The sequence below is a fragment of the Saccharothrix variisporea genome (assembly GCF_003634995.1).
Classification (GTDB): domain Bacteria; phylum Actinomycetota; class Actinomycetes; order Mycobacteriales; family Pseudonocardiaceae; genus Actinosynnema; species Actinosynnema variisporeum.
This window is the reverse complement of the sequence record NZ_RBXR01000001.1, coordinates 2,382,150-2,400,209: the sequence shown is the minus strand read 5'-3', so window position 1 is coordinate 2,400,209 and position 18,060 is coordinate 2,382,150. Positions and strand designations below refer to the sequence as shown.

General features: G+C 71.9%; 16 protein-coding genes. 9 read left to right on the top strand and 7 right to left on the bottom strand.

Annotated features, from left to right (window positions below):
* Window positions 1-158: 158 nt before the first annotated feature.
* The 4 genes from aspS (at window position 159) to DFJ66_RS10395 (ending at window position 5,514) form a co-directional block, all read left to right on the top strand.
* Window positions 159-1,994 carry an aspartate--tRNA ligase gene (gene aspS, locus DFJ66_RS10410; protein ID WP_121220247.1) on the top strand — a complete coding sequence of 612 codons (1,836 nt, stop codon included), beginning with the start codon at window positions 159-161 and terminating at the stop codon, window positions 1,992-1,994.
* 121 nt (window positions 1,995-2,115) lie between these two features.
* Window positions 2,116-3,057, top strand: coding sequence for a DUF389 domain-containing protein (locus DFJ66_RS10405; protein ID WP_121230970.1), 942 nt, complete (start codon window positions 2,116-2,118; stop codon window positions 3,055-3,057).
* A gap of 146 nt (window positions 3,058-3,203) precedes the next feature.
* Window positions 3,204-4,403 carry a hypothetical protein gene (locus DFJ66_RS10400; RefSeq protein ID WP_121220245.1) on the top strand — a complete coding sequence of 400 codons (1,200 nt, stop codon included), beginning with the start codon at window positions 3,204-3,206 and terminating at the stop codon, window positions 4,401-4,403.
* A 283-nt stretch (window positions 4,404-4,686) separates the two neighbouring features.
* Complete coding sequence (locus DFJ66_RS10395; RefSeq protein ID WP_342776947.1) at window positions 4,687-5,514, top strand: SGNH/GDSL hydrolase family protein; 828 nt, start codon at window positions 4,687-4,689, stop codon at window positions 5,512-5,514.
* Here DFJ66_RS10395 and DFJ66_RS10390 read toward each other — a convergent pair.
* The 5 genes from DFJ66_RS10390 to DFJ66_RS10370 form a co-directional block, all read right to left on the bottom strand.
* Entirely contained in the window at window positions 5,507-7,291 is a 1,785-nt protein-coding gene (locus DFJ66_RS10390; protein WP_121220243.1) for an ArnT family glycosyltransferase, read from the bottom strand. The two genes, DFJ66_RS10395 and DFJ66_RS10390, sit on opposite strands and share 8 nt — an antisense overlap.
* On the bottom strand, window positions 7,288-8,517 hold the full coding sequence (locus DFJ66_RS10385; RefSeq protein ID WP_170199255.1) for a bifunctional glycosyltransferase family 2/GtrA family protein: 1,230 nt from the start codon (window positions 8,515-8,517) through the stop codon (window positions 7,288-7,290). Before DFJ66_RS10385 ends, DFJ66_RS10390 begins: the two co-directional genes overlap by 4 nt.
* Window positions 8,518-8,555: 38 nt before the next feature.
* Window positions 8,556-10,319: a glycosyltransferase family 39 protein gene (locus tag DFJ66_RS10380; RefSeq protein ID WP_121220239.1), complete on the bottom strand. Its 1,764-nt coding sequence runs from the start codon at window positions 10,317-10,319 to the stop codon at window positions 8,556-8,558.
* Between the two features lie 70 nt (window positions 10,320-10,389).
* The gene (locus DFJ66_RS10375) at window positions 10,390-11,832 is read right to left on the bottom strand and encodes a sensor histidine kinase (protein WP_121220237.1); all 1,443 of its coding nucleotides are present in this window, start codon (window positions 11,830-11,832) and stop codon (window positions 10,390-10,392) included.
* A complete protein-coding gene (locus DFJ66_RS10370) occupies window positions 11,810-12,547 on the bottom strand; it encodes a response regulator transcription factor (RefSeq protein WP_121220235.1) in 738 nt (245 codons plus the stop codon). The genes DFJ66_RS10375 and DFJ66_RS10370 overlap by 23 nt, the downstream gene beginning before the upstream one ends.
* Before the next feature lie 130 nt (window positions 12,548-12,677).
* Between DFJ66_RS10370 and DFJ66_RS10365 the strand changes: the two genes are divergently transcribed.
* From DFJ66_RS10365 to mug, 3 genes are read left to right on the top strand one after another with little or no spacing between them, the layout of a single operon-like run.
* On the top strand, window positions 12,678-13,223 hold the full coding sequence (locus DFJ66_RS10365; RefSeq protein ID WP_121220233.1) for a hypothetical protein: 546 nt from the start codon (window positions 12,678-12,680) through the stop codon (window positions 13,221-13,223).
* A gap of 11 nt (window positions 13,224-13,234) precedes the next feature.
* The gene (locus tag DFJ66_RS10360; protein WP_121220231.1) at window positions 13,235-13,849 is read left to right on the top strand and encodes a copper resistance CopC family protein; all 615 of its coding nucleotides are present in this window, start codon (window positions 13,235-13,237) and stop codon (window positions 13,847-13,849) included.
* Window positions 13,846-14,355, top strand: coding sequence for a G/U mismatch-specific DNA glycosylase (gene mug, locus DFJ66_RS10355; RefSeq protein WP_121220229.1), 510 nt, complete (start codon window positions 13,846-13,848; stop codon window positions 14,353-14,355). Before DFJ66_RS10360 ends, mug begins: the two co-directional genes overlap by 4 nt.
* On the opposite strand, the gene DFJ66_RS10350 is transcribed toward mug, so the two are convergent.
* A complete protein-coding gene (locus tag DFJ66_RS10350) occupies window positions 14,332-15,030 on the bottom strand; it encodes a DUF742 domain-containing protein (protein ID WP_121220227.1) in 699 nt (232 codons plus the stop codon). The two genes, mug and DFJ66_RS10350, sit on opposite strands and share 24 nt — an antisense overlap.
* 120 nt (window positions 15,031-15,150) lie before the next feature.
* Between DFJ66_RS10350 and DFJ66_RS10345 the strand changes: the two genes are divergently transcribed.
* A complete protein-coding gene (locus DFJ66_RS10345) occupies window positions 15,151-15,372 on the top strand; it encodes an RNA-binding S4 domain-containing protein (RefSeq protein WP_121220225.1) in 222 nt (73 codons plus the stop codon).
* Between the two features lie 59 nt (window positions 15,373-15,431).
* On the opposite strand, the gene DFJ66_RS10340 is transcribed toward DFJ66_RS10345, so the two are convergent.
* Entirely contained in the window at window positions 15,432-15,962 is a 531-nt protein-coding gene (locus DFJ66_RS10340; RefSeq protein ID WP_147459200.1) for a glycine zipper family protein, read from the bottom strand.
* Window positions 15,963-16,550: 588 nt separating this feature from the next.
* On the opposite strand from DFJ66_RS10340, the gene DFJ66_RS10335 reads away from it, so the two are divergent.
* Window positions 16,551-18,056, top strand: a complete 1,506-nt coding sequence (locus tag DFJ66_RS10335) for a sugar transferase (RefSeq protein ID WP_121220221.1) — start codon at window positions 16,551-16,553, stop codon at window positions 18,054-18,056.
* Window positions 18,057-18,060: the final 4 nt, after the last annotated feature.

The window sequence follows — 18,060 nt, the reverse complement described above, 5'->3', positions numbered from 1 at the left end:
ATTCCGGACGACCTGTGCGCGAATTCATCGGCGAGCTATTGTTCGGCCGAGGTCGGTCCGGGAGCCGCGTTGGGGAAACCTGGTGGCGTGCGGCACGGGGTCGTTGGCTAGCCTTGACGACCAGTCGCCGTTCAGCTAGCACGAGGAGAGCAGTACCCGTGATGCGCACGCACGAGGCCGGGACGCTCCGGGCCGAGCACGCCGGGCAGTCCGTCACCCTGACCGGGTGGGTCGCCCGCCGGCGCGATCACGGAGGCGTGATCTTCATCGACTTCCGCGACGCCTCCGGGGTCGCCCAGGTCGTCTTCCGCGAGGGCGAGATGGCCGAGCGCGCCCACAAGCTGCGCTCCGAGTTCGTCGTCAAGGTCGTCGGCGACGTCACCCGCCGCCCCGAGGGCAGCGAGAACCCCGACCTGCCCACCGGTGACATCGAGGTCTACGCCACCGAGCTGGAGGTCCTCAACGAGGCCGCGCCGCTGCCCTTCCAGCTCGACGAGCACCTGGAGGTCGGCGAGGAGGCCCGCCTCAAGCACCGCTACCTGGACCTGCGCCGCTCCGGCCCGGCCAAGGCGATGCGGCTGCGCAGCGAGGCCAACCGGATCGCCCGCGAGGTGCTGCACGCGGAGAAGTTCGTCGAGGTCGAGACCCCGACCCTGACCCGCTCCACGCCCGAGGGTGCGCGCGACTTCCTGGTGCCCGCTCGCCTGCGGCCCGGCTCCTGGTACGCGCTGCCCCAGTCGCCGCAGCTGTTCAAGCAGCTGCTCATGGTCGGCGGCCTGGAGCGGTACTACCAGATCGCCCGCTGCTACCGGGACGAGGACTTCCGCGCCGACCGGCAGCCCGAGTTCACCCAGCTCGACATCGAGATGAGCTTCGTCGAGCAGGACGACGTCATCGCGCTGGGCGAGAAGATCATCACGGCGCTGTGGAAGGGCATCGCGGACCACGACATCCCGACCCCGTTCCGCCGCATCTCCTACGCCGAGGCGATGGCCAAGTACGGCTCGGACAAGCCGGACCTGCGCTTCGACCTCGAGCTCACCGAGCTGACCGAGTACTTCAAGGACACCCCGTTCCGCGTCTTCCAGGCGCCGTACGTGGGCGCGGTCGTCATGCCCGGCGGCGCCTCCCAGCCGCGCCGCACGCTCGACGCGTGGCAGGAGTGGGCCAAGCAGCGCGGCGCGAAGGGCCTGGCCTACGTGCTGGTCCAGGAGGACGGCACCCTGGGCGGCCCGGTCGCGAAGAACCTCTCCGACTCCGAGCGCGACGGCCTGGCCAAGGCGGTCGGCGCGAACCCCGGTGACTGCGTGTTCTTCGGCGCGGGCGACCCGGACAGCGCGCGCGCCCTGCTCGGCGCGGCCCGCGTGGAGATCGCGAACCGGATCGGCCTGATCGAAGAGGGCTCCTGGTCGTTCGTGTGGGTCGTGGACTTCCCGATGTTCGAGGCCACCGACAAGCTCGCCGAGGGCGACGTGGCCGTGGGCGGCGGCAAGTGGACCGCGCTGCACCACGCGTTCACCTCGCCCACCCCGGAGTGGATCGACCGCTTCGAGGAGGACCCGGGCAACGCCAAGGCCTACGCCTACGACATCGTCTGCAACGGCAACGAGATCGGCGGCGGCTCCATCCGTATCCACCGGGCGGACGTGCAGCAGCGGGCGTTCAACGTCATGGGCATCGGCGCGGAGGAGGCGCAGGAGAAGTTCGGCTTCCTGCTCGACGCCTTCAAGTACGGCGCCCCGCCGCACGGCGGCATCGCGTTCGGCTGGGACCGCATCGCCATGCTGCTGGCCGGCGCGGACTCCATCCGCGAGGTCATCGCGTTCCCGAAGAGCGGCGGCGGCTACGACCCGCTGACCGCCGCGCCCGCGCCGATCACCGCGCAGCAGCGCAAGGAAGCGGGCGTGGACGCGAAGCCGCAGGCGAAGCAGGGCGACCAGAAGCAGGGCGACCTGAAGCCCCACCAGGCGCAGGGCGACCTGAAGCCGCAGTAGGCGCAGGGTGACCTGAAGCCGCAGTAGGAGTGGTAAGCGGCGGCGGAGCGGTCGGCGGCGGTACCCAGGCAGAAGTAGCAAGCGGCAGCGGCGGGAAAGGCGATCGGGCACAGTTGTGGCCATGTTGCACATGCGTGCGGTGTGCCCGGTCGACCACACCGACCAGGTCCTGGCCGTGCTCAAGGAGCACCCCGGCGTCACCCACGTCGTGCTGCTCCGGGGCGCGGCCATCGACCCGGCCGGTGACGTGGTCGAGGCCGACGTGGCGCGTGAGGCCACCGACGAGGTGGTCGGCGCGTTGTGCGCGATGGGCATCGACCGCGCCGGCGGCGTGACGCTGGAGCAGATCGACACGGCGCTGTCGGACGCGGCGGACCGGGCCGAGGAGGCCGCGCCAGGCGAGGGCGCCGACGCCGTGGTGTGGGAGGAGTTGATCTCCCGGACCGGCGAGGAGTCCCGGCTCAACGTCACCTTCCAGGCGTTCCTGAGCATCGCGTGCCTGCTGGCGGCGGTGGGCGTCGTGACGAACTCGCCGGTCACGATCGTCGGCGCGATGGTCGTCGGACCCGAGTTCGGGCCGCTGGCCGCGCTCGCGGTCGGCACGGTGCTGCGGCGCTGGGACCTGGTCAGACGGGCGGCGGCGGCGCTGGCCATCGGGTTCCCGGTGGCCATGGTGATCACGTTCGGCGCGGCCGTCGTCGGCTCCTACACCGGGTTGTTCGACCGGGACATGGTGCTGGCCGCCCACCAGGTGGACTTCGTGTTCCAGGTCGGGCCGTTCTCGCTGATCGTGGCGCTGCTGGCGGGCGCGGCGGGGATGCTGTCCATGACGTCGGCGAAGTCGGCGGCCCTGGTCGGGGTGTTCATCTCGGTGACGACCGTGCCGGCCGCCGGGTACGCGGCCATCGCGGCCGTGCTGGGCGAGTGGGCGATCTGCGGGTACTCGGTGCTGCAACTGGCGGTGAACCTGGTGGGCATCGTGGTCGCGGCGGCGTTGGTGCTCGCGCTGCGCAACCGGCGGGGGCGCACCAGGGCGGTCGGCAGGCCGCTGTCGAACGGGTAGGTGTCCACCCGGTAGCGCGGCCGTTCCACCAGTTGGTCGGTTCCGTTATCGACAAGTGGTGGTCCAACCATGCATATGAGCACTACCGTCACGGTGCCCGGACGGGTTCTGTCAGGTCGGTGGCCACCGGGGTAGGGTCGGAGGGGATGAGCGTGGAGATCACCGCCGGCCCAGCGGACATCGACGACGCCGACCACTCCGACCTGCTCGCGGCGGTGGCCGCCGCCGAGTCCGTGCTGAGCAGGCGCTTCGGAGCGCAGGTCAGACTGGCCGACCCCGAACGACTCGGGGGCGCCGGCCGGTCGGTCGTCGTGCGGGTGCGGGTCGCCTCGACGCCGTTCTCCCTGCCCCGGACGCTGGTCGTGAAGCGCTACCCGTCGGCCGTGGCCGACCGGGACCCGTTCGCCCACGAGGCGGTCAGCCACAAGCTCCTGACGGCCCTGCCCGGTGAGGACCGGTTGACCCCGGAGCTGGTCGCCCAGGACGCCGAGGCCCGGTTGGTCGTCCTGGAGGACCTCGGCAAGGCGCCCCGGCTGGCGGAGAAGCTGCTGGGCTCCGACGCGCGGGCGGCCGAGCGCGGGCTGCTGTCGTGGGCGCACGCGATGGGCCGCCTGCACGCGACCACGGCGGGGCGGGACGCCGACTTCGACGCGTTGATGCGGCGGCAGGGCAGCCAGTGCTGCGCCGACCCGATCGCGGTGGACGTGCACGCGGCGCTGGCCGGGTTACCGACGTTGCTGGCCACGGCGTGGGACGTCGACACGCCGGCTCCGGTGGTGGAGTTCGCCGAACAGGCGGTGCGCGGGTTCGTGCACTCGCGCCGGCGGGCGTTCTCGCCGTCGACCTCGTGCCCGGACAACCACCTGGTGACCAGCAAGGGCGTGCGGTTCCTCGACTTCGAGGGCGGGTGCGTGCGGGACATCGTGTTCGACGCGGCGTGCCTGCGGGTGCCGTTCCCGTCGTGCTGGTGCGGCTACGGGCTGCCGGCGGGGATGTCCGAGGCGATGGTGGCGGCGTGGCGGGCCGAGGTCGGCGGCGTGTGGCCGGACCTGGACGACGACGCGGTGTTCCTGCCGAAGTTGTTGGAAGCGCAGTTGCTGTGGGTGTGGCTGGCGACGTGGCGGGGGTTGCCGCGGTTGGACCTGGCGCTGCCTTCGGGGCACCGGCCGTTGGACTCGCCGCCGCGGAGCACGGTGTTGGCTTCGCGGTGGGTGCGGTTGCGGGCTGACGCGTTGGCTCTGGGGGTGAAGCCGGTGGCGTTCCACGCTGAGGCCGTGGTGGAGGCGTTGGTGGCTCGGTTTGGGGAAGCGTCGGTGGAGCTGCCGCTGTACCCGGCGTTTCGCTAGCGCTTCGCGCTGATCAAGAGCTGAAGAGCTGAAAAGCTGAAAAGCGGCGCTCGCCGCGCGGCAGGCCCCCGGGGGTGGAAGGGCGTCGGTTTCTCCCCCGTACGGCCTGCCGGAGGCAACCACACTTGGCCCGTTTGAGCAACCGGAAAAGCTGGTTGCACAAACGGGCCAAGCGTGGTTGGGCTGCGCCCAGGCCGTACGGGGGAGAAACCGAGGCCCTTCCTGTGGCTGGTAGCCAACGTGAAAAGCAACGTGCGGGGGGCGTTCTGCCTGCTGTTCCCGGGTGGACACGTCGTTGCGGGATCGTCGTCGCGTGGCCGATGTGGTGCGTAGCCTGGTGGTGCTGGGGGACTCGACCACGGTCGGGGTGGGGGATCCCGTTCGGGGTGGGTGGCGTGGGGTGGGGGCGTTGCTCGCGGCGGCGTTTCCGGGGGCTCGGTACCTCAACCCGTCGGTTCAAGGGGCTCGGGTGGCGTCTGTTCGGTTCGAGCAGTTGCCGGCGGCGCTTCGGGCTCGGCCTGATGCGGCTGTGGTGTTGGTGGGGATGAACGACACGCTTCGGTCGGATTTTGACCCGGTTCGGGTGCATGAGGATCTGGATGCGATTGTGGGGGAGCTGGCGGCTGTTGGGGCGCGGGTGGTGACTGTGCGGTTCCACGACCACAGTCGGGTGTTCCGGTTGCCTGGGCCGTTGCGGCGGGCGTTGTCGGCTCGGGTGGCCGAGTTGAACGCCGTCATCGACGCTGTGGTGCGGCGGCACGGGGTTGGGTGTGTCGATCTTGATCTGATGGACGGTGCGTACTCGTTGGACACCTGGGCGGTGGATCGGTTGCACCCGTCCGAGTTGGGGCACCGGAAGCTGGCCAAGGCGTTCGCGGAGCGGTTGGCTGAGCAGGGGTGTGAGGTCGTCGCGCCGGTGAGTCTGGTGTGCACGGGCGGGCTGAAGATCACGCCGTTGCACCACGCCGCTTGGCTGCTGTTCAAGGGGATCCCGTGGTTGTGGCGGCGGGGCAGGGACTTCCTGCCCTACGCCGCCACGATCGTCTACCGGTCCTGGGTGGGGCAGGAGGCGCCCCAGCAGCCGGTCGAGGCCTTCCGCAGGACTAGCTGAGCCGGTAGACGGTGGTGCCGTCCACGGTGGTCGCGGTGTAGTTCGCCGCGACCCAGTCGGCGATCTCGCCGCCGCCCCGGCCGCCCATGCCGCCGCCGGAGACGAAGTAGCCGATGCGGCCCTCCGCCACGTACCGCTGGAACTCCTCCAGCGTGGGCGCGGGGTCGCCGCCGCTCCAGCCGCCGATGCCGATGACGGCCTTGCCGCTGGCCAGGGACAGGTTCGCCGCCGACTGCGCGCTGACCGTCGCCGCCGCCCACGTGCCGGTGGTGTTGCGCAGCAGGTCGGCGACCTGCTCGGACGTGCCGATGCCGCGCACGCCCTGGTCGGAGGCGTAGGACGCGGGGCCGGACATGGGGATCGAGCCGCCGTGCGGGGTGGCCGCTGTCGCCAGGCCGAACGCGACGGACGACAGCAGCGCGGTCGCGGTGGTCAGGGCGGCGGTCCGCTTGGCGCCCATGATGATCGCCGTGGTGACGAGGATCGTGAGGACCAGGACGGTCCAGCGGATGGCGGGCTGCCAGTCGGCGAACCGGGCGAGCAGGATGAAGCCCCAGAAACCGGACGCGGCCACCATGACCGCGAGCGCGATCCGCACCGGCTGGATGTGCCGGCCCCGCCACATCTCGCGGCCGGCGATGGCGACGATGGCGGCGACGCCCGGGGCGACCGCGACCGTGTAGTACGGGTGCGTGATGCCGCTCATGAAGCTGAACACGACCCCGTTGACCAGCACCCACAGTCCCCACAGGACCAGTGCCGCGCGGGTGCGGTCGGTGCGCGGTGCCTTGCGGGTGAACCACAGGCCCGCCAGGACGCCGACGATCGCCGCCGGCAGCAGCCACGAGATCTCGGCGCCCATGCTGGCCCCGAAGAGCCGGTCGATGCCGGTCTCGCCGCCGAAACCGAGGTTGGCGTTGCCGCCGCCGCCGACGACCGCGCCGCGTCCACCGCCGAAGATGCGGCCCAGGCCGTTGTAGCCCATGGCCAACTGCCACAGCGAGTCGTTCGTGGAACCGCCGATGTACGGGCGGGAGTCGGTGGGCCACAGCTCGACCAGGGCGATGAACCAACCGGCCGAGACCACGACCGCCAACCCGGCTCCCACCAGGTGCAGCAAACGCTTGCCCAGCGTGGTGGGTGCGGCGAGGAGGTAGGCGGCGGTGAAAGCCGGGAGCACTTGGAGCGCTTGGCCCATCTTTGCCAGGAACGCGAAACCGATGGCGACGCCGGCGAGTGCGAGCCACTTCGGGGAAGCGTTTTCCAGCGCGCGGACGGTGCAGTACGCCCCGGCCACCATGAGCAGCACGAGGAGTGCGTCCGGCAGGTTGAAGCGGAACATCAGCACCGCGACCGGTGTCACGGCCAGTGCCGCGCCCGCGAGTAGCCCGGCGACCGCGCCGGACGTGCGCTTGACGGTGGCGTAGAGCAGCCAGACGGTGAGGACGCCCTCGATCGCCTGGGGAGCCAGGACGGTGAAGCTGGAGAACCCGAAGACCCGCGCGAACAACCCGCTCACCCACAGCGACGCCGGCGGCTTGTCCACGGTGATCACGCCGCCCGCGTCCAGCCCGCCGAACAACCACGCCGTCCAGCTTTGGGAGCCGGCCTGGGTGGCGGCGGCGTAGTACTCGTTGCCCCAGCCGGAATCGGTGAGGTGCCACAGGTACAGCACCGCCGTGCCCGCGAGCAGCACGACCAGCGCCGGTGTCGTCCACTTCGGGGTGGCGCGCGGTGGCGCGGGTGTGGGGGTGGGTGCGGTCAGGGTGGCGGTCATGAGGTGGACTCCTGGGGACGGTTGCGGAAGACCCAGTTGCGCAGCAACAGGAAGCGCACGACGGTGGCCAGCAGGTTCGCGCCGACGACGGCGGCCAGCTCGGCACCGCCGCCGGGGTCGGTGACGTGGTGCAGCAGCGCGAGGGCGCCGCTGGTGAGGGCGAGGCACAGGCCGAACACGATCAAGCCCTCGAACTGGTGGCGGCCCGCGCCGTGCCGGCCGCGCACGCCGAAGGTGAACCGGCGGTTGGCGGCCGTGTTGGCGATGGCCGTGGCCAGCAGTGCCACCAGGTTCGCGCCTTGTGCGGTGAAAGTGCCGCGCAGCAGGACGAAGAGGAGCAGGTAGGCGAGTGTGCTGGCGATGCCGATGGCGGCGAACCGGACCAACTGGCGGAACAGGCCCTTCGGGACGCCGGGGGTCGTCGGCTCCAGGGGAGCGCGGCCGAGTTGCGCGCGGAGTTCGCCGATCGGGATGCGCCCGGTCAGCAGGCCCCGCCCGACCCGGGCCACGCCCTTGAGGTCGGCGACGGCGGTGGCGACGATGTCCACCCGGCTGTCCGGGTCGTCCACCCAGTCCACCGGCACCTCGTGGATGCGCGCGCCCGCCCGTTCGGCCAGCACGAGCAGTTCGGTGTCGAAGAACCAGCCGGTGTCCTCGACGTGCGGAAGCAGGCGGCGCGCCACGTCCGCCCGGATCGCCTTGAACCCGCACTGCGCGTCGGAGAACCGGATCGCCAGCGCGCCGCGCAGGATCAGGTTGTAGCAGCGGGAGATGAACTCGCGCTTGGGGCCCCTCACGACTCGCGCGCCGCGCGCCAGCCGGCTGCCGATCGCGATGTCGGAGTGGCCGGAGATCAGCGGCGCGACCAGCGGGGCGAGGGCGGCCAGGTCGGTGGAGAGGTCCACGTCCATGTACGCCAGGACTTTCGCGTCCGACGCCGACCACACGGCGTTGAGCGCCCGTCCCCGGCCTTTCTGGTCGAGGTGGACCGCTTCCACCTCCTCGATCTCCGCCGCGAGCTCGTCGGCGACCGCGCGGGTGCCGTCCGTGCTGGCGTTGTTGGCGATGGTGATGCGGAACCGGTAGGGGAAGGTCTGGGTCAGGTCGGCGTGCAGCTTGCGCACGCACGGTGCCAGGTCGCGCTCCTCGTTGTAGACGGGGACCACCACGTCGAGCACGGGGGTCGTCGTGAGCGTCGCCGTGGCCGTCGGGCTCGGGGTCGTCATGGGATCAGCCTCGGGTGCTTCGCTGGGCGACTCGTGTGTCATCCCTGTGCCTCCGCTGTGAGGTCGTAGACGGTGACGTCGTCCACGGTGGTGGCCTGGAACGTGGCCTCGACCCACTCGGCGATCCGCTGGGAGGCGTCGCTGCCGGTCTCGGCGGGCATGAAGGCGCCGCCGAGGAAGTAGTGGATCTGTCCACTGCGGACCAGCTGCTGGAATTGCTCGAGCGTGGGCGCGGGATCGGTGCCGTTGAACCCGCCCACCGCCATCACGGGCACGCCGCTGCCCAACTGGTAGCCGGCGGCGTTGTTGGACCCGACCACGGCAGCGGCCCACTTGTACCTGCCGCTGTTGTCGCGGAGGAGGTCGACCAGCTGCGCCCCCGGTGTCGGCGCGCTGAGCAGACCACCCATGCCGCGGTTCGCCCCACCGAACACGACCACGCCTCCACCCCTCGAGGAGGCCGGGCCGGCACTGGGGATGGCGCCGGAGTGCGGGGTGGCGGCGGTGGCCACCGAGTACGCGCCCGGCCCGAGCAGCGCCGCCACCACCGCGACCGGCACCACGAGGGCCGGCGGCGCGGCCGCGGACAGGAACAGGCCGACCGCCGCCAGCAGCCCGAGCACCAGGACGGCCGTGGCCAGCGCCGGGGACCAGCCCAGGAGCAGCAGGTAGCACTGGAGCGCCGTCACCGCGAGCGCCCCCGACAACGCCGCCGCCGCCCCGGGTTCGGTCCTGCGCCGCCACAACACGACCGCGCCGGTGCCGATGATCGCGCCGATCGCGGGTGCCAGGGCGACGGTGTAGTACGCGTGGATGATCCCGTTCATGAAGCTGAAGACACCGGCGGTCACCAGGAGCCACCCGCCCCAGAGCAGCAACCCCACTCGCTCGCGCCGCCGTCCCGCCCAGGCCCCCGCGACCAGCAGCACCAACGCGGTCGGCAGCAACCAGGCGATCTGGCCACCCATCTCCGCGCCCAGCAGCCGGCTCCACCCCACCGAGCCCCACCCGCGCCCGCCGCCGACACTGCCGACCTCGTCGCCGGTCAGCCGGCCCAACCCGTTGTAGCCCAGGGCCAGTTCCAGCACGCTGTTGCCCTGCGACCCGCCGATGTAAGGCCGGTCGGGCACCAGTTCGACGACCAGCACCCACCACCCGCCGGCGACGACCATCGCCCCCAGCGCACCCGACAGGTGCAGGACCTTGCGCCCCCAACTGGTGGGCGCCGCGAACGCGTACGCCGCCCCGAACGCCGGCAACACCAGGAACGCCTGCAACATCTTGGTGAGGAACCCGACGCCCACCGCCGCCCCGGCCAGCACCAACCACCGCCAGGAAGCGCTTTCCGCCGCCCGGACCGTGCAGTAGGCCCCGGCGACGAGCAGCAGCACCAACAACGCGTCGGGGTTGTTGAACCGGAACATCAACACCGCGACCGGCGTCAACGCGAACACCACACCCGCGATCAACCCGGCGGCCTGCCCCGCGGTCCTCTTCACGGTGGCGTACAGGAGTCCGACGCTCGCCACCCCCATCAGGGCCTGCGGGACCAGCACGCTCCAGGCGTTGACGCCGAAGAGCCGGGCCGAGAGCCCCATGACCCACACGGACGCCGGTGTCTTGTCGACCGTGATGGACCCGGAAGCGTCGGTGGCCCCGAAGAACCACGCCCGCCAACTGGCGGCACCGGCCTGGGCGGCGGCCGAGTAGTAGGCGTTGGCCCACCCGGAGTCCCCCAGCCGCCACAGGTACAACACGGCCGTCCCGCCCAGCAACAACAACAGGGGAAGTCGCGCTCGCATACCCCAGACCCTGGTGGCCCACCCTGGGCACGACTTGTGCCGAACCTGTGAACCGCCTGTGCGGCAGGTGTCAGCGCGGGAGGGTCACGGTGAACCGGGTGCGGCCCGGCCGCGACTCGACTCCGACCTCGCCGTCATGGGCCGCCACCACGGCCGCCACGATGGACAGGCCCAAGCCCGTGCTGCCCGCCGCCCGCGACCTCGACGTGTCACCGCGGGCGAACCGTTCGAACACCTCGGGCAGCAACGACGCCGGGATCCCCGGACCGTCGTCGGTCACGGTCAGGGCCACGCCGTTCCCCACCACCGCCAACGCCGTGGTCACGGTGGTCCCGGGCGGGGTGTGGGTGCGGGCGTTGGACAGCAGGTTCACCAGGACCTGTTGGAGCTTGTGCGCGTCGCCCCGCACCACGACGGGCTCGGCGGGCACCTCCAAGCGCCAGTCGTGGTCCGGGCCGGCGATCCGGGCGTCGCTCACCGCGTCGACCACCACCCGGGACAGGTCCACGTCGTCCCTGGACAGCGGCCGGCCGGCGTCCAGGCGGGCCAACAGCAACAGGTCTTCCACCAAGGACGTCATCCGGACCGCCTCGGACTCCACCCGCCGCATGGCGTGCGCGATCTGCTCGGGCACGTCGTCCCGGGTGCGGCGGGTCAGTTCGGCGTACCCCCGGATCGCGGCCAGCGGGGTGCGCAGCTCGTGGCTCGCGTCCGCCACGAACTGCCGCACGCGGGTCTCGCTCTCGTGCCGGGCCTCCAGGGCGTTGCCGACGTGCCCGAGCATCTTGTTCAACGCCAACCCGACCTGCCCGACCTCGGTGTGCGGGTTGGTGTCCTGCTCGGGCACGCGTTCGGCCAGCGCCACCTTGCCCTCGTGCAACGGCAGTTCGGCCACCCGGGACGCGGTCGCGGCCACGCGTTCCAAGGGGCGCAAGGTCTTCCGGATGATCAACGCGCCGGCGAGGCTCACCGCCACCAGACCCGCCAACGCCACCCCGCCGAGGATCAACCCCACCCGCAGCACGATGTCGTCCACCTCGGCCATCGGCAGCGCGGTGACGATCCGGGCGCCGTCCCGCGCGCGGAACGACAGCACGCGGTAGTCGCCCGCCGCACCCAGCGAGGCCGTGTGCGGCAGGGCGTCCACCGGCACGGCCATCAGGGCGGACTGCTCGTTCGACGACAGCACCTGGGTCTCGCGCCCGGTCAGCCGGTCCGCGTCCTGCACGGCCTCGCCGTAGGTGATCAGCACGACCGTGCCCTGCCCGAACCCCGGCCCCTCCAGCGGACCCTTCATCCCGGGCAGCGGCGCGGGCAGCGGGAAGCCGTGCGCCCGCTCCACGCGCCCGGCCGTGTCGCGCAGGTCGTTGTCGAGCTTGCCGATCAGGAAGTCGCGCAGCGCGAACCCGGTCACCAGGCCGATCCCGGCGCACACGATCGCGATCAGCACCACCTGCTCCACGATGAGCCGGGTGCGCAGCGGCCAGCGCTCAGGGTGCAGGCTTGAGGACATACCCGGCGCCCCGCATCGTGTGGATCATCGGCGTGCGGCCCGCGTCGATCTTCTTGCGCAGGTACGAGATGTAGAGCTCCACGATGTTCGCCTGACCGCCGAAGTCGTAGCTCCACACCCGGTCCAGGATCTGCGCCTTGCTCAGCACCCGCTTCGGGTTGCGCATCAGGAACCGCAGCAGCTCGAACTCCGTCGCGGTCAGCTCCACGGCCTGCCCGCCGCGCCGCACCTCGCGGGTGTCCTCGTCCAGCACCAGGTCGCCCACCACCAGCTCCGACCCGGCCGACGCCCCGGCCACCCCGGCGCGCCGCAGCAGCCCGCGCAGCCGCAGCACGACCTCCTCCAGGCTGAACGGCTTGGTCACGTAGTCGTCCCCGCCCGCGGTCAGCCCCGCGATCCGGTCCTCCACGGCGTCCTTCGCGGTCAGGAACAGCACGGGCAGCGCGGGCGCGTCGGCACGCAGCCGGCGCAGCACCTCCAGCCCGTCGAAGTCGGGCAGCATGACGTCCAGCACGACCACGTCCGGCCGGAACTCGCGGGCCGTCCGCACCGCCGCGGTCCCGTCCAGCGCGGTGCGCACCTCCCACTTCTCCATACGCAGCGCCATCGACATCAGCTCGGCGAGCGTCGACTCGTCGTCGACCACCAGCACCCGCACCGGACTGCCGTCGGGTCGACGGATCTCGGGAGAAGTCACCGCACGCATGGTCCTCATCGTCCGGCGGGTGGTTGAGCCCACCCTGTGCCGACCCTGTGTACCACCTGTGAACCGGGTCCGCACAAGGCACAGGCGCCACCCAACGCGCGCACAGCCCACGCACAGGCTTCGCCGACACCGTTGCCCCATGACTACCGAAACCGAGAACCCGACCTGGGGCGAGGAGCCACCGCCCCGGGCCGATGCTCCCGGACCGCGCTGGTCCGGCCGCAAAACCCTGGTCGCGGTCGCGATCGCGGTCGGCATCGCCGCCGTGGGCGGAGGGGTCATCTACGCGGCGAGCAACTCCGAGGCGGCCCAGCAGTTCGGCGGCCCGCGCGGCTACGGCGGCCCCGGCGGGCTGCGGATCGTGGGCCCCGGCCCGTTCGGCGACGCCACGCACGGCGAGTTCCAGAACGGCGAGGTCACCGCGGTCACCGACGACTCCGTCACGGTCAAGAGCGGCGACGGCTTCAGCCACACCTACAAGATCGACGACAACACCGAGGTCAACGGGGCCAAGGGCGGCACGGGCAGCCTCGCCGCCGGCGACAAGGTCATGGTGGTCGCGCAGGACGACCTCGCCAAGTCCGTCATCGAGGGCGACTTCGGGCGCGGCGGCAACCCCGGTGACGGGCAGGGGCAACCGGGTCAGCGTCCGGGCGACGGGCAGCAGGTGCCGCCGACCCGGTAGAACTACGGGGCATGAAGCGACTGGCGCTCTCGGCACTCGTGGCACTGGGCCTGCTCGCCGCCGCACCCGCGGCGTGGGCCCACACCGAACTGGTCGGCAGCGACCCGGCCGACGGGGCGACCCTGCCCCAACCGCCGACCCGGCTGACGTTGACGTTCAGCCAACCCGTGCCCGCCGAGAGCGCCACGATCACCGTGACCGCGCCGGACGGCACCACGTGGACCGTGGGGGAGGCGTCCGCGTCCGGCCCGACCGTGGCCGTGGCGCTGACCCCGGGCGCCTCGCCCGCCGGGCGGTACGTGGTCAGCTGGCAGGTGGAGAGCCTCGACGGCGACTTCGTCAGCGGCAAGACGTCCTTCTCGCTCGCCCCCACCCAGGGTGATCCCAACCCGGCCCAGCCCGCGCCGGTCACCACCGTCCCGGGTGCCGCGGGCACCACGTCCGCGTCGCCCACCGGCACGTCACCGGCGGGGACGATCACGCTGGTGGCCACCGCGCCGCCGACGATCCAGTCCGCGCCCGCCGAGGGCGGCGGGTTCCCGGTCTGGGGGTGGGTCGTCGGGGCGCTGGTGGTCGTCGCGGCGGGCGTGGCGGTGGCGCTGCGGCTGCGGGGCCGGTCGGGGTGACCCTGCCGGACCTGGTCGGGCCCGGTCTGGACGTGCTGTTCTGCGGCATCAACCCGGGCCTGCTGTCGGCGGCGACCGGCCACCACTTCGCGCGTCCGGGCAACCGCTTCTGGCCCGCGCTGCACCTGTCCGGCTTCACGCCCCGCCGGCTCGCGCCGGAGGAGCAGGAGGAACTGCTGGAGCACGGGCTGGGGATCACGAACCTCTCCGACCGGCCGACCGCGAAGGCCGACGAGCTGTCGGCGGAGGAGCTGCGGGCGGGTGGGGAGCGGCTGACCGCGCTGGCGGCGGCGTACGCGCCGAAGGTGGTCGCGGTCGTGGGGATCACCGCGTACCGGACGGCGTTCGGGCGGCCCCGGGCCGTGGTCGGTCCGCAGCCGGAGTCGATCGCGTCGTCGCGGCTGTGGGTCGTGCCGAACCCGTCGGGGTTGAACGCCCACTACCGGTTGGACGACTTCGTCGAGGTGTTCCGGCGGCTGCGGTCAGAGGTTGCGCAGGCCTTGTAGGACCCGTTCCATGAGCATGAGGTCCGGACCGGCGGCGGCGTTGTGGTGGGCGGCCACGACGCCCATGTCGATCAGGTCGCCCAGCAGGACGCGGACCACCCCCAGGGGGAGGCTGAGCAGCGCGGACACCTCCGCGACCGAGCGCGTGCTCGCGCACAGCTCCACGATCGCGCGCTGCTCGGGGGTGGTGTCGCGCATGGCGATGGCGATGCCGTGTTCCTCTAACGACACCAGCGTCTCGATGCGCAGGTCGTGCTGGGAGGAGGTCCGGCCGCGGGTCCAGGCGTAGGGGCGGACGAGCGGGCCGCTCCACTCCAGGGCCGGTTCCGGTTCGGGCTCGGCCCTGACCTCGGTCTCCACCTCGTCGAAGTGCCCGCTGAACGGCGCCGTCTCCTCCGGGTCCGACTCCTCGCGAGGTGCCGGCGGCTGTGGTGGGTCCTCGGCTTCCAGGCTCCTGCGCAACGCGGCCGACCCGAACCGCGCCCCGGTGGCCCCGACCTCGCCCCGCAACGACCGGCGCTTCCTCGGCGGCTTGGGCACTTCGGCGGGCTGCTCCTCCTCCAGGTGCCTGCGGAGGGCGGGCGACCCGAACCGTGCGCCGGTCGTGCCGACTTCGCCGCGCAGGGACCTGCGGCGTCTGGGGGCCTCGGGGTGCTCGGAGCCGGCGGTGCTCACACTTGGGGAACCGTAGACCTCACCGCGCCCGGCTCATGTCGGTCTTGTTTCAACCTCGTGCAATCCTCGTTACCGGATGCACGTGCAGCCGCGCGCGCGGGGTTGGGCGATGATGTCACGATGCGCATCCGCGAGGTGGAGATCTCCGACGACATGATCCGGCTGGGCCAGTTCCTCAAGCTGGCGGGCCTGGCGGAGAACGGCGCCCACGCGCGGGAACTGGTGGAGGACGGCGAGGTGACCGTCAACGGCCGCGTCGAGGTGCAGCGCGGCAAGCAGCTGCGCAACGGCGACGTGGTCGCGATCGGCCCGGACAAGGTCCGCCTGGTGGCCAACGCCTGACGCGGGCGCGGCTCGACGCGACGAACCGACCGCGGCTGCCGACCACCGACCCACGCCGGTCAGCCGCCGGGCGGTGTGCCCTGCACCCGGTAGGCCCACTCCTCGTGCCAGCAGTGCGGGTACACGCCGCGTTCGAAGTACGCCCGCACGCCGGTGATCGGTGCGCGTTCCCGGTCGTGGTACAGCAGCCAGTACGGCAGGACCGTCGCCACCACCCAGTTCGCCGCCACCAACGGCAGGTAGCACGGCCCGAACACCCGCGCCTGCAGCACGTGGACGGCCTCGTGCGCGTCCACGCCCATCGACACGCCCGCCTGCACCGGGCCGACCGTCGTCGCGAAGCCCTTGATCACGCCGTCCCGCAAGCCGAGGACGCCCCGGTGCCGGCTGAACTCCCGGTCGACCTGGTTGCCCCGGCCCAACGCGTAGGCCAACAGCAGGACGCCGGCGACCGTGTTCGGCAGGCTCCACGTGAAGTCGATCACGGCCAGCGCGACCCCGCGCGCCGACCGCGGGTACAGCCGGACGCGCCACGCCCAGCCGCCGTGCAGCGCACCGAGCACCGCGCCGGCCACCAACGCGACCTCCACGGTCCACATTGTCGCGCGGGCGGTGAACTGCGTCACTCTTGATCGGCCGGCCGGGCGTTGAATTTTCCACGTTGTGACGGGAAGTGGTCGGATCGTTGCGCCGAATAGCTGCTTCCGGTCTGTGAATGGGTGACCGCGTGCCGCCACCGGACAGCCGAGCGGCATAGGGTCTTTCGACTCTTTTTGGACTGTTAGCGCTCTCCTTCGACCGAAGTCGAAAAGGTGTGTAACGCCGGCCGTCCCAGATTCGATGGATGTGCCCGCACGCGTGCCCGACCCGCGCCGCGACCGCACCACCGGCCACTGTGGACCTATTTCTCCGCCCTTCGCGGGTTTCTGCAACGAACCGTCAGGTGACCGGTCGTCACCTCCCGGCACCGGTCGGTGCCCGGTCGTGGCGGGAGCGAACCGGAATCGGCCGAAACTCGTTCACCGTGCGTGTAACGCGCCGACCCGGCCGGACGAATCACGGTTTGCCGAGGCGTGAGAAAGCGCCGGCGGCACATTTGCGGAAGACCACACGCGGGTTGTCGGGGATGCCCTGCGATGTTGCACGTGTCGAACCGGCCCAACCGGGGAGCGAGAGCGATGAGCGAGCAGGTCCGATCCACGCGCCGCAGACCGGCGGCGCGGTCGGCCGCGACCGATCCGACGACCAGTCCGGCCACCCACCGCACCACCCACCCCACCGTCAGCAGCTGGGAGCCCGCCTACCGGTACGGCGTGATCGCCGCCGACACCGTCTGCACCGTCCTGGTCGTGGTGCTGGCGGGTCTGGTGCTCTCCGCCCACCACCTGACCTTCGGCCCCCTCCCGCTGCTGGCCCTGGAAGCGGTGACGGTCGCCGTCGTGCTCTCCTCGCTCTACGTCAACCGCGTCTGGAACGCCTCGGTGCTCGGCCAGGGCGCCGAGGAGTTCCGCAGGCTGGGCCGCGGCCTGTTCGCCTCGGTCGTGGCGCTGGGCCTGGGCGCGCTGGCCGCCGGGCTGCCCGGCGCGCGGCTGTGGGTGTTCCTGGTCGGACCGGCCATCGCGCTGGTCGCCTTCCCCACCCGCTACCTGCTGCGCCGACCGCTGCACCGGGCGCGCGGCGAGGGCAAGTGCCTGCTGCCGGTGCTCGCGGCGGGCAACGTCGACACCGTCAAGGACCTGATCAGCCGCACCCGCCGCGCGCCGCACCTGGGGTGGCGGGTGGACGCGGTGTGCACTGTGGACGGTCGGGCGGACCTGGGCGTCGAGCTGGACGGGATCGCCGTGGTGGGCCGGTTCGCCGAGGTCGCCGAGCAGGTGCGCCGGGGCGGCTACCGGATCGTCGCGGTCACCCCGGACGCCTACTGGACGCCGCGCAGGCTCCAGCAGCTGGCCTGGGACCTGGAGGGCACCGGCGCGGAGATGGTCGTCGCGCCCGCCCTGATGGACTTCGCCGGGCCCCGGCTGCACGTCACCGGCGTGCTGGGGATGCCGCTGCTGCGGGTCAGCGAGCCGTCGTTCACCGGTATCCGCCGCGTGGTCAAGGCGACCGTGGACCGGATCGGGTCGTTCGTCCTGCTCGTCCTGTTCGCGCCGGTCCTGCTGGCCTGCGCGGTCGCGGTCATGGTCGACACCCGCGGCCCGGTGCTCTACAAGCAGCGCCGCGTCGGCAAGGACGGCGCGCACTTCACGATCATCAAGTTCCGGACCATGATCACCGACGCCGACGCGCTGCGCGGCCAGTTGGAGCAGGTCAACGAGGGTGCGGGCGTGCTGTTCAAGATGCGCCGCGACCCCCGGGTGACCACCGTGGGCCGGTTCCTGCGCCGCTACTCCCTCGACGAGCTGCCGCAGCTGCTCAACGTCCTGGGCGGCTCGATGTCGCTGGTCGGGCCGCGCCCGCCGCTGCCGGAGGAGAGCGCGAAGTACGGGCCCGCGATGCGGCGGCGCCTGCTGGTCAAGCCGGGCCTGACCGGGTTGTGGCAGGTCTCCGGCCGCAGCGACCTGAGCTGGGAGGAGTCCGTGCGGCTGGACCTGCGCTACGTCGAGGACTGGTCCCTGGCGCTGGACGCGCTGATCTTGTGGAAGACCTTCCGGGCCGTCTTCGGCGGCCACGGGGCCTACTGAATGA

Bases quoted from the DNA above. Each gene is read 5' to 3' on its own strand.
- DFJ66_RS10380 (WP_121220239.1), bottom strand. From the start codon at position 10,319: ATGCGAGCGCGACTTCCCCTGTTGTTGTTGCTGGGCGGGACGGCCGTG.
- DFJ66_RS10345 (WP_121220225.1), top strand. From the start codon at position 15,151: ATGCGCATCCGCGAGGTGGAGATCTCCGACGACATGATCCGGCTGGGC.
- DFJ66_RS10360 (WP_121220231.1), top strand. From the start codon at position 13,235: ATGAAGCGACTGGCGCTCTCGGCACTCGTGGCACTGGGCCTGCTCGCC.
- DFJ66_RS10405 (WP_121230970.1), top strand. From the start codon at position 2,116: ATGTTGCACATGCGTGCGGTGTGCCCGGTCGACCACACCGACCAGGTC.
- DFJ66_RS10365 (WP_121220233.1), top strand. From the start codon at position 12,678: ATGACTACCGAAACCGAGAACCCGACCTGGGGCGAGGAGCCACCGCCC.
- DFJ66_RS10400 (WP_121220245.1), top strand. From the start codon at position 3,204: ATGAGCGTGGAGATCACCGCCGGCCCAGCGGACATCGACGACGCCGAC.
- DFJ66_RS10335 (WP_121220221.1), top strand. From the start codon at position 16,551: ATGAGCGAGCAGGTCCGATCCACGCGCCGCAGACCGGCGGCGCGGTCG.
- DFJ66_RS10385 (WP_170199255.1), bottom strand. From the start codon at position 8,517: ATGACGACCCCGAGCCCGACGGCCACGGCGACGCTCACGACGACCCCC.
- DFJ66_RS10375 (WP_121220237.1), bottom strand. From the start codon at position 11,832: ATGTCCTCAAGCCTGCACCCTGAGCGCTGGCCGCTGCGCACCCGGCTC.
- DFJ66_RS10390 (WP_121220243.1), bottom strand. From the start codon at position 7,291: ATGACCGCCACCCTGACCGCACCCACCCCCACACCCGCGCCACCGCGC.
- DFJ66_RS10370 (WP_121220235.1), bottom strand. From the start codon at position 12,547: ATGAGGACCATGCGTGCGGTGACTTCTCCCGAGATCCGTCGACCCGAC.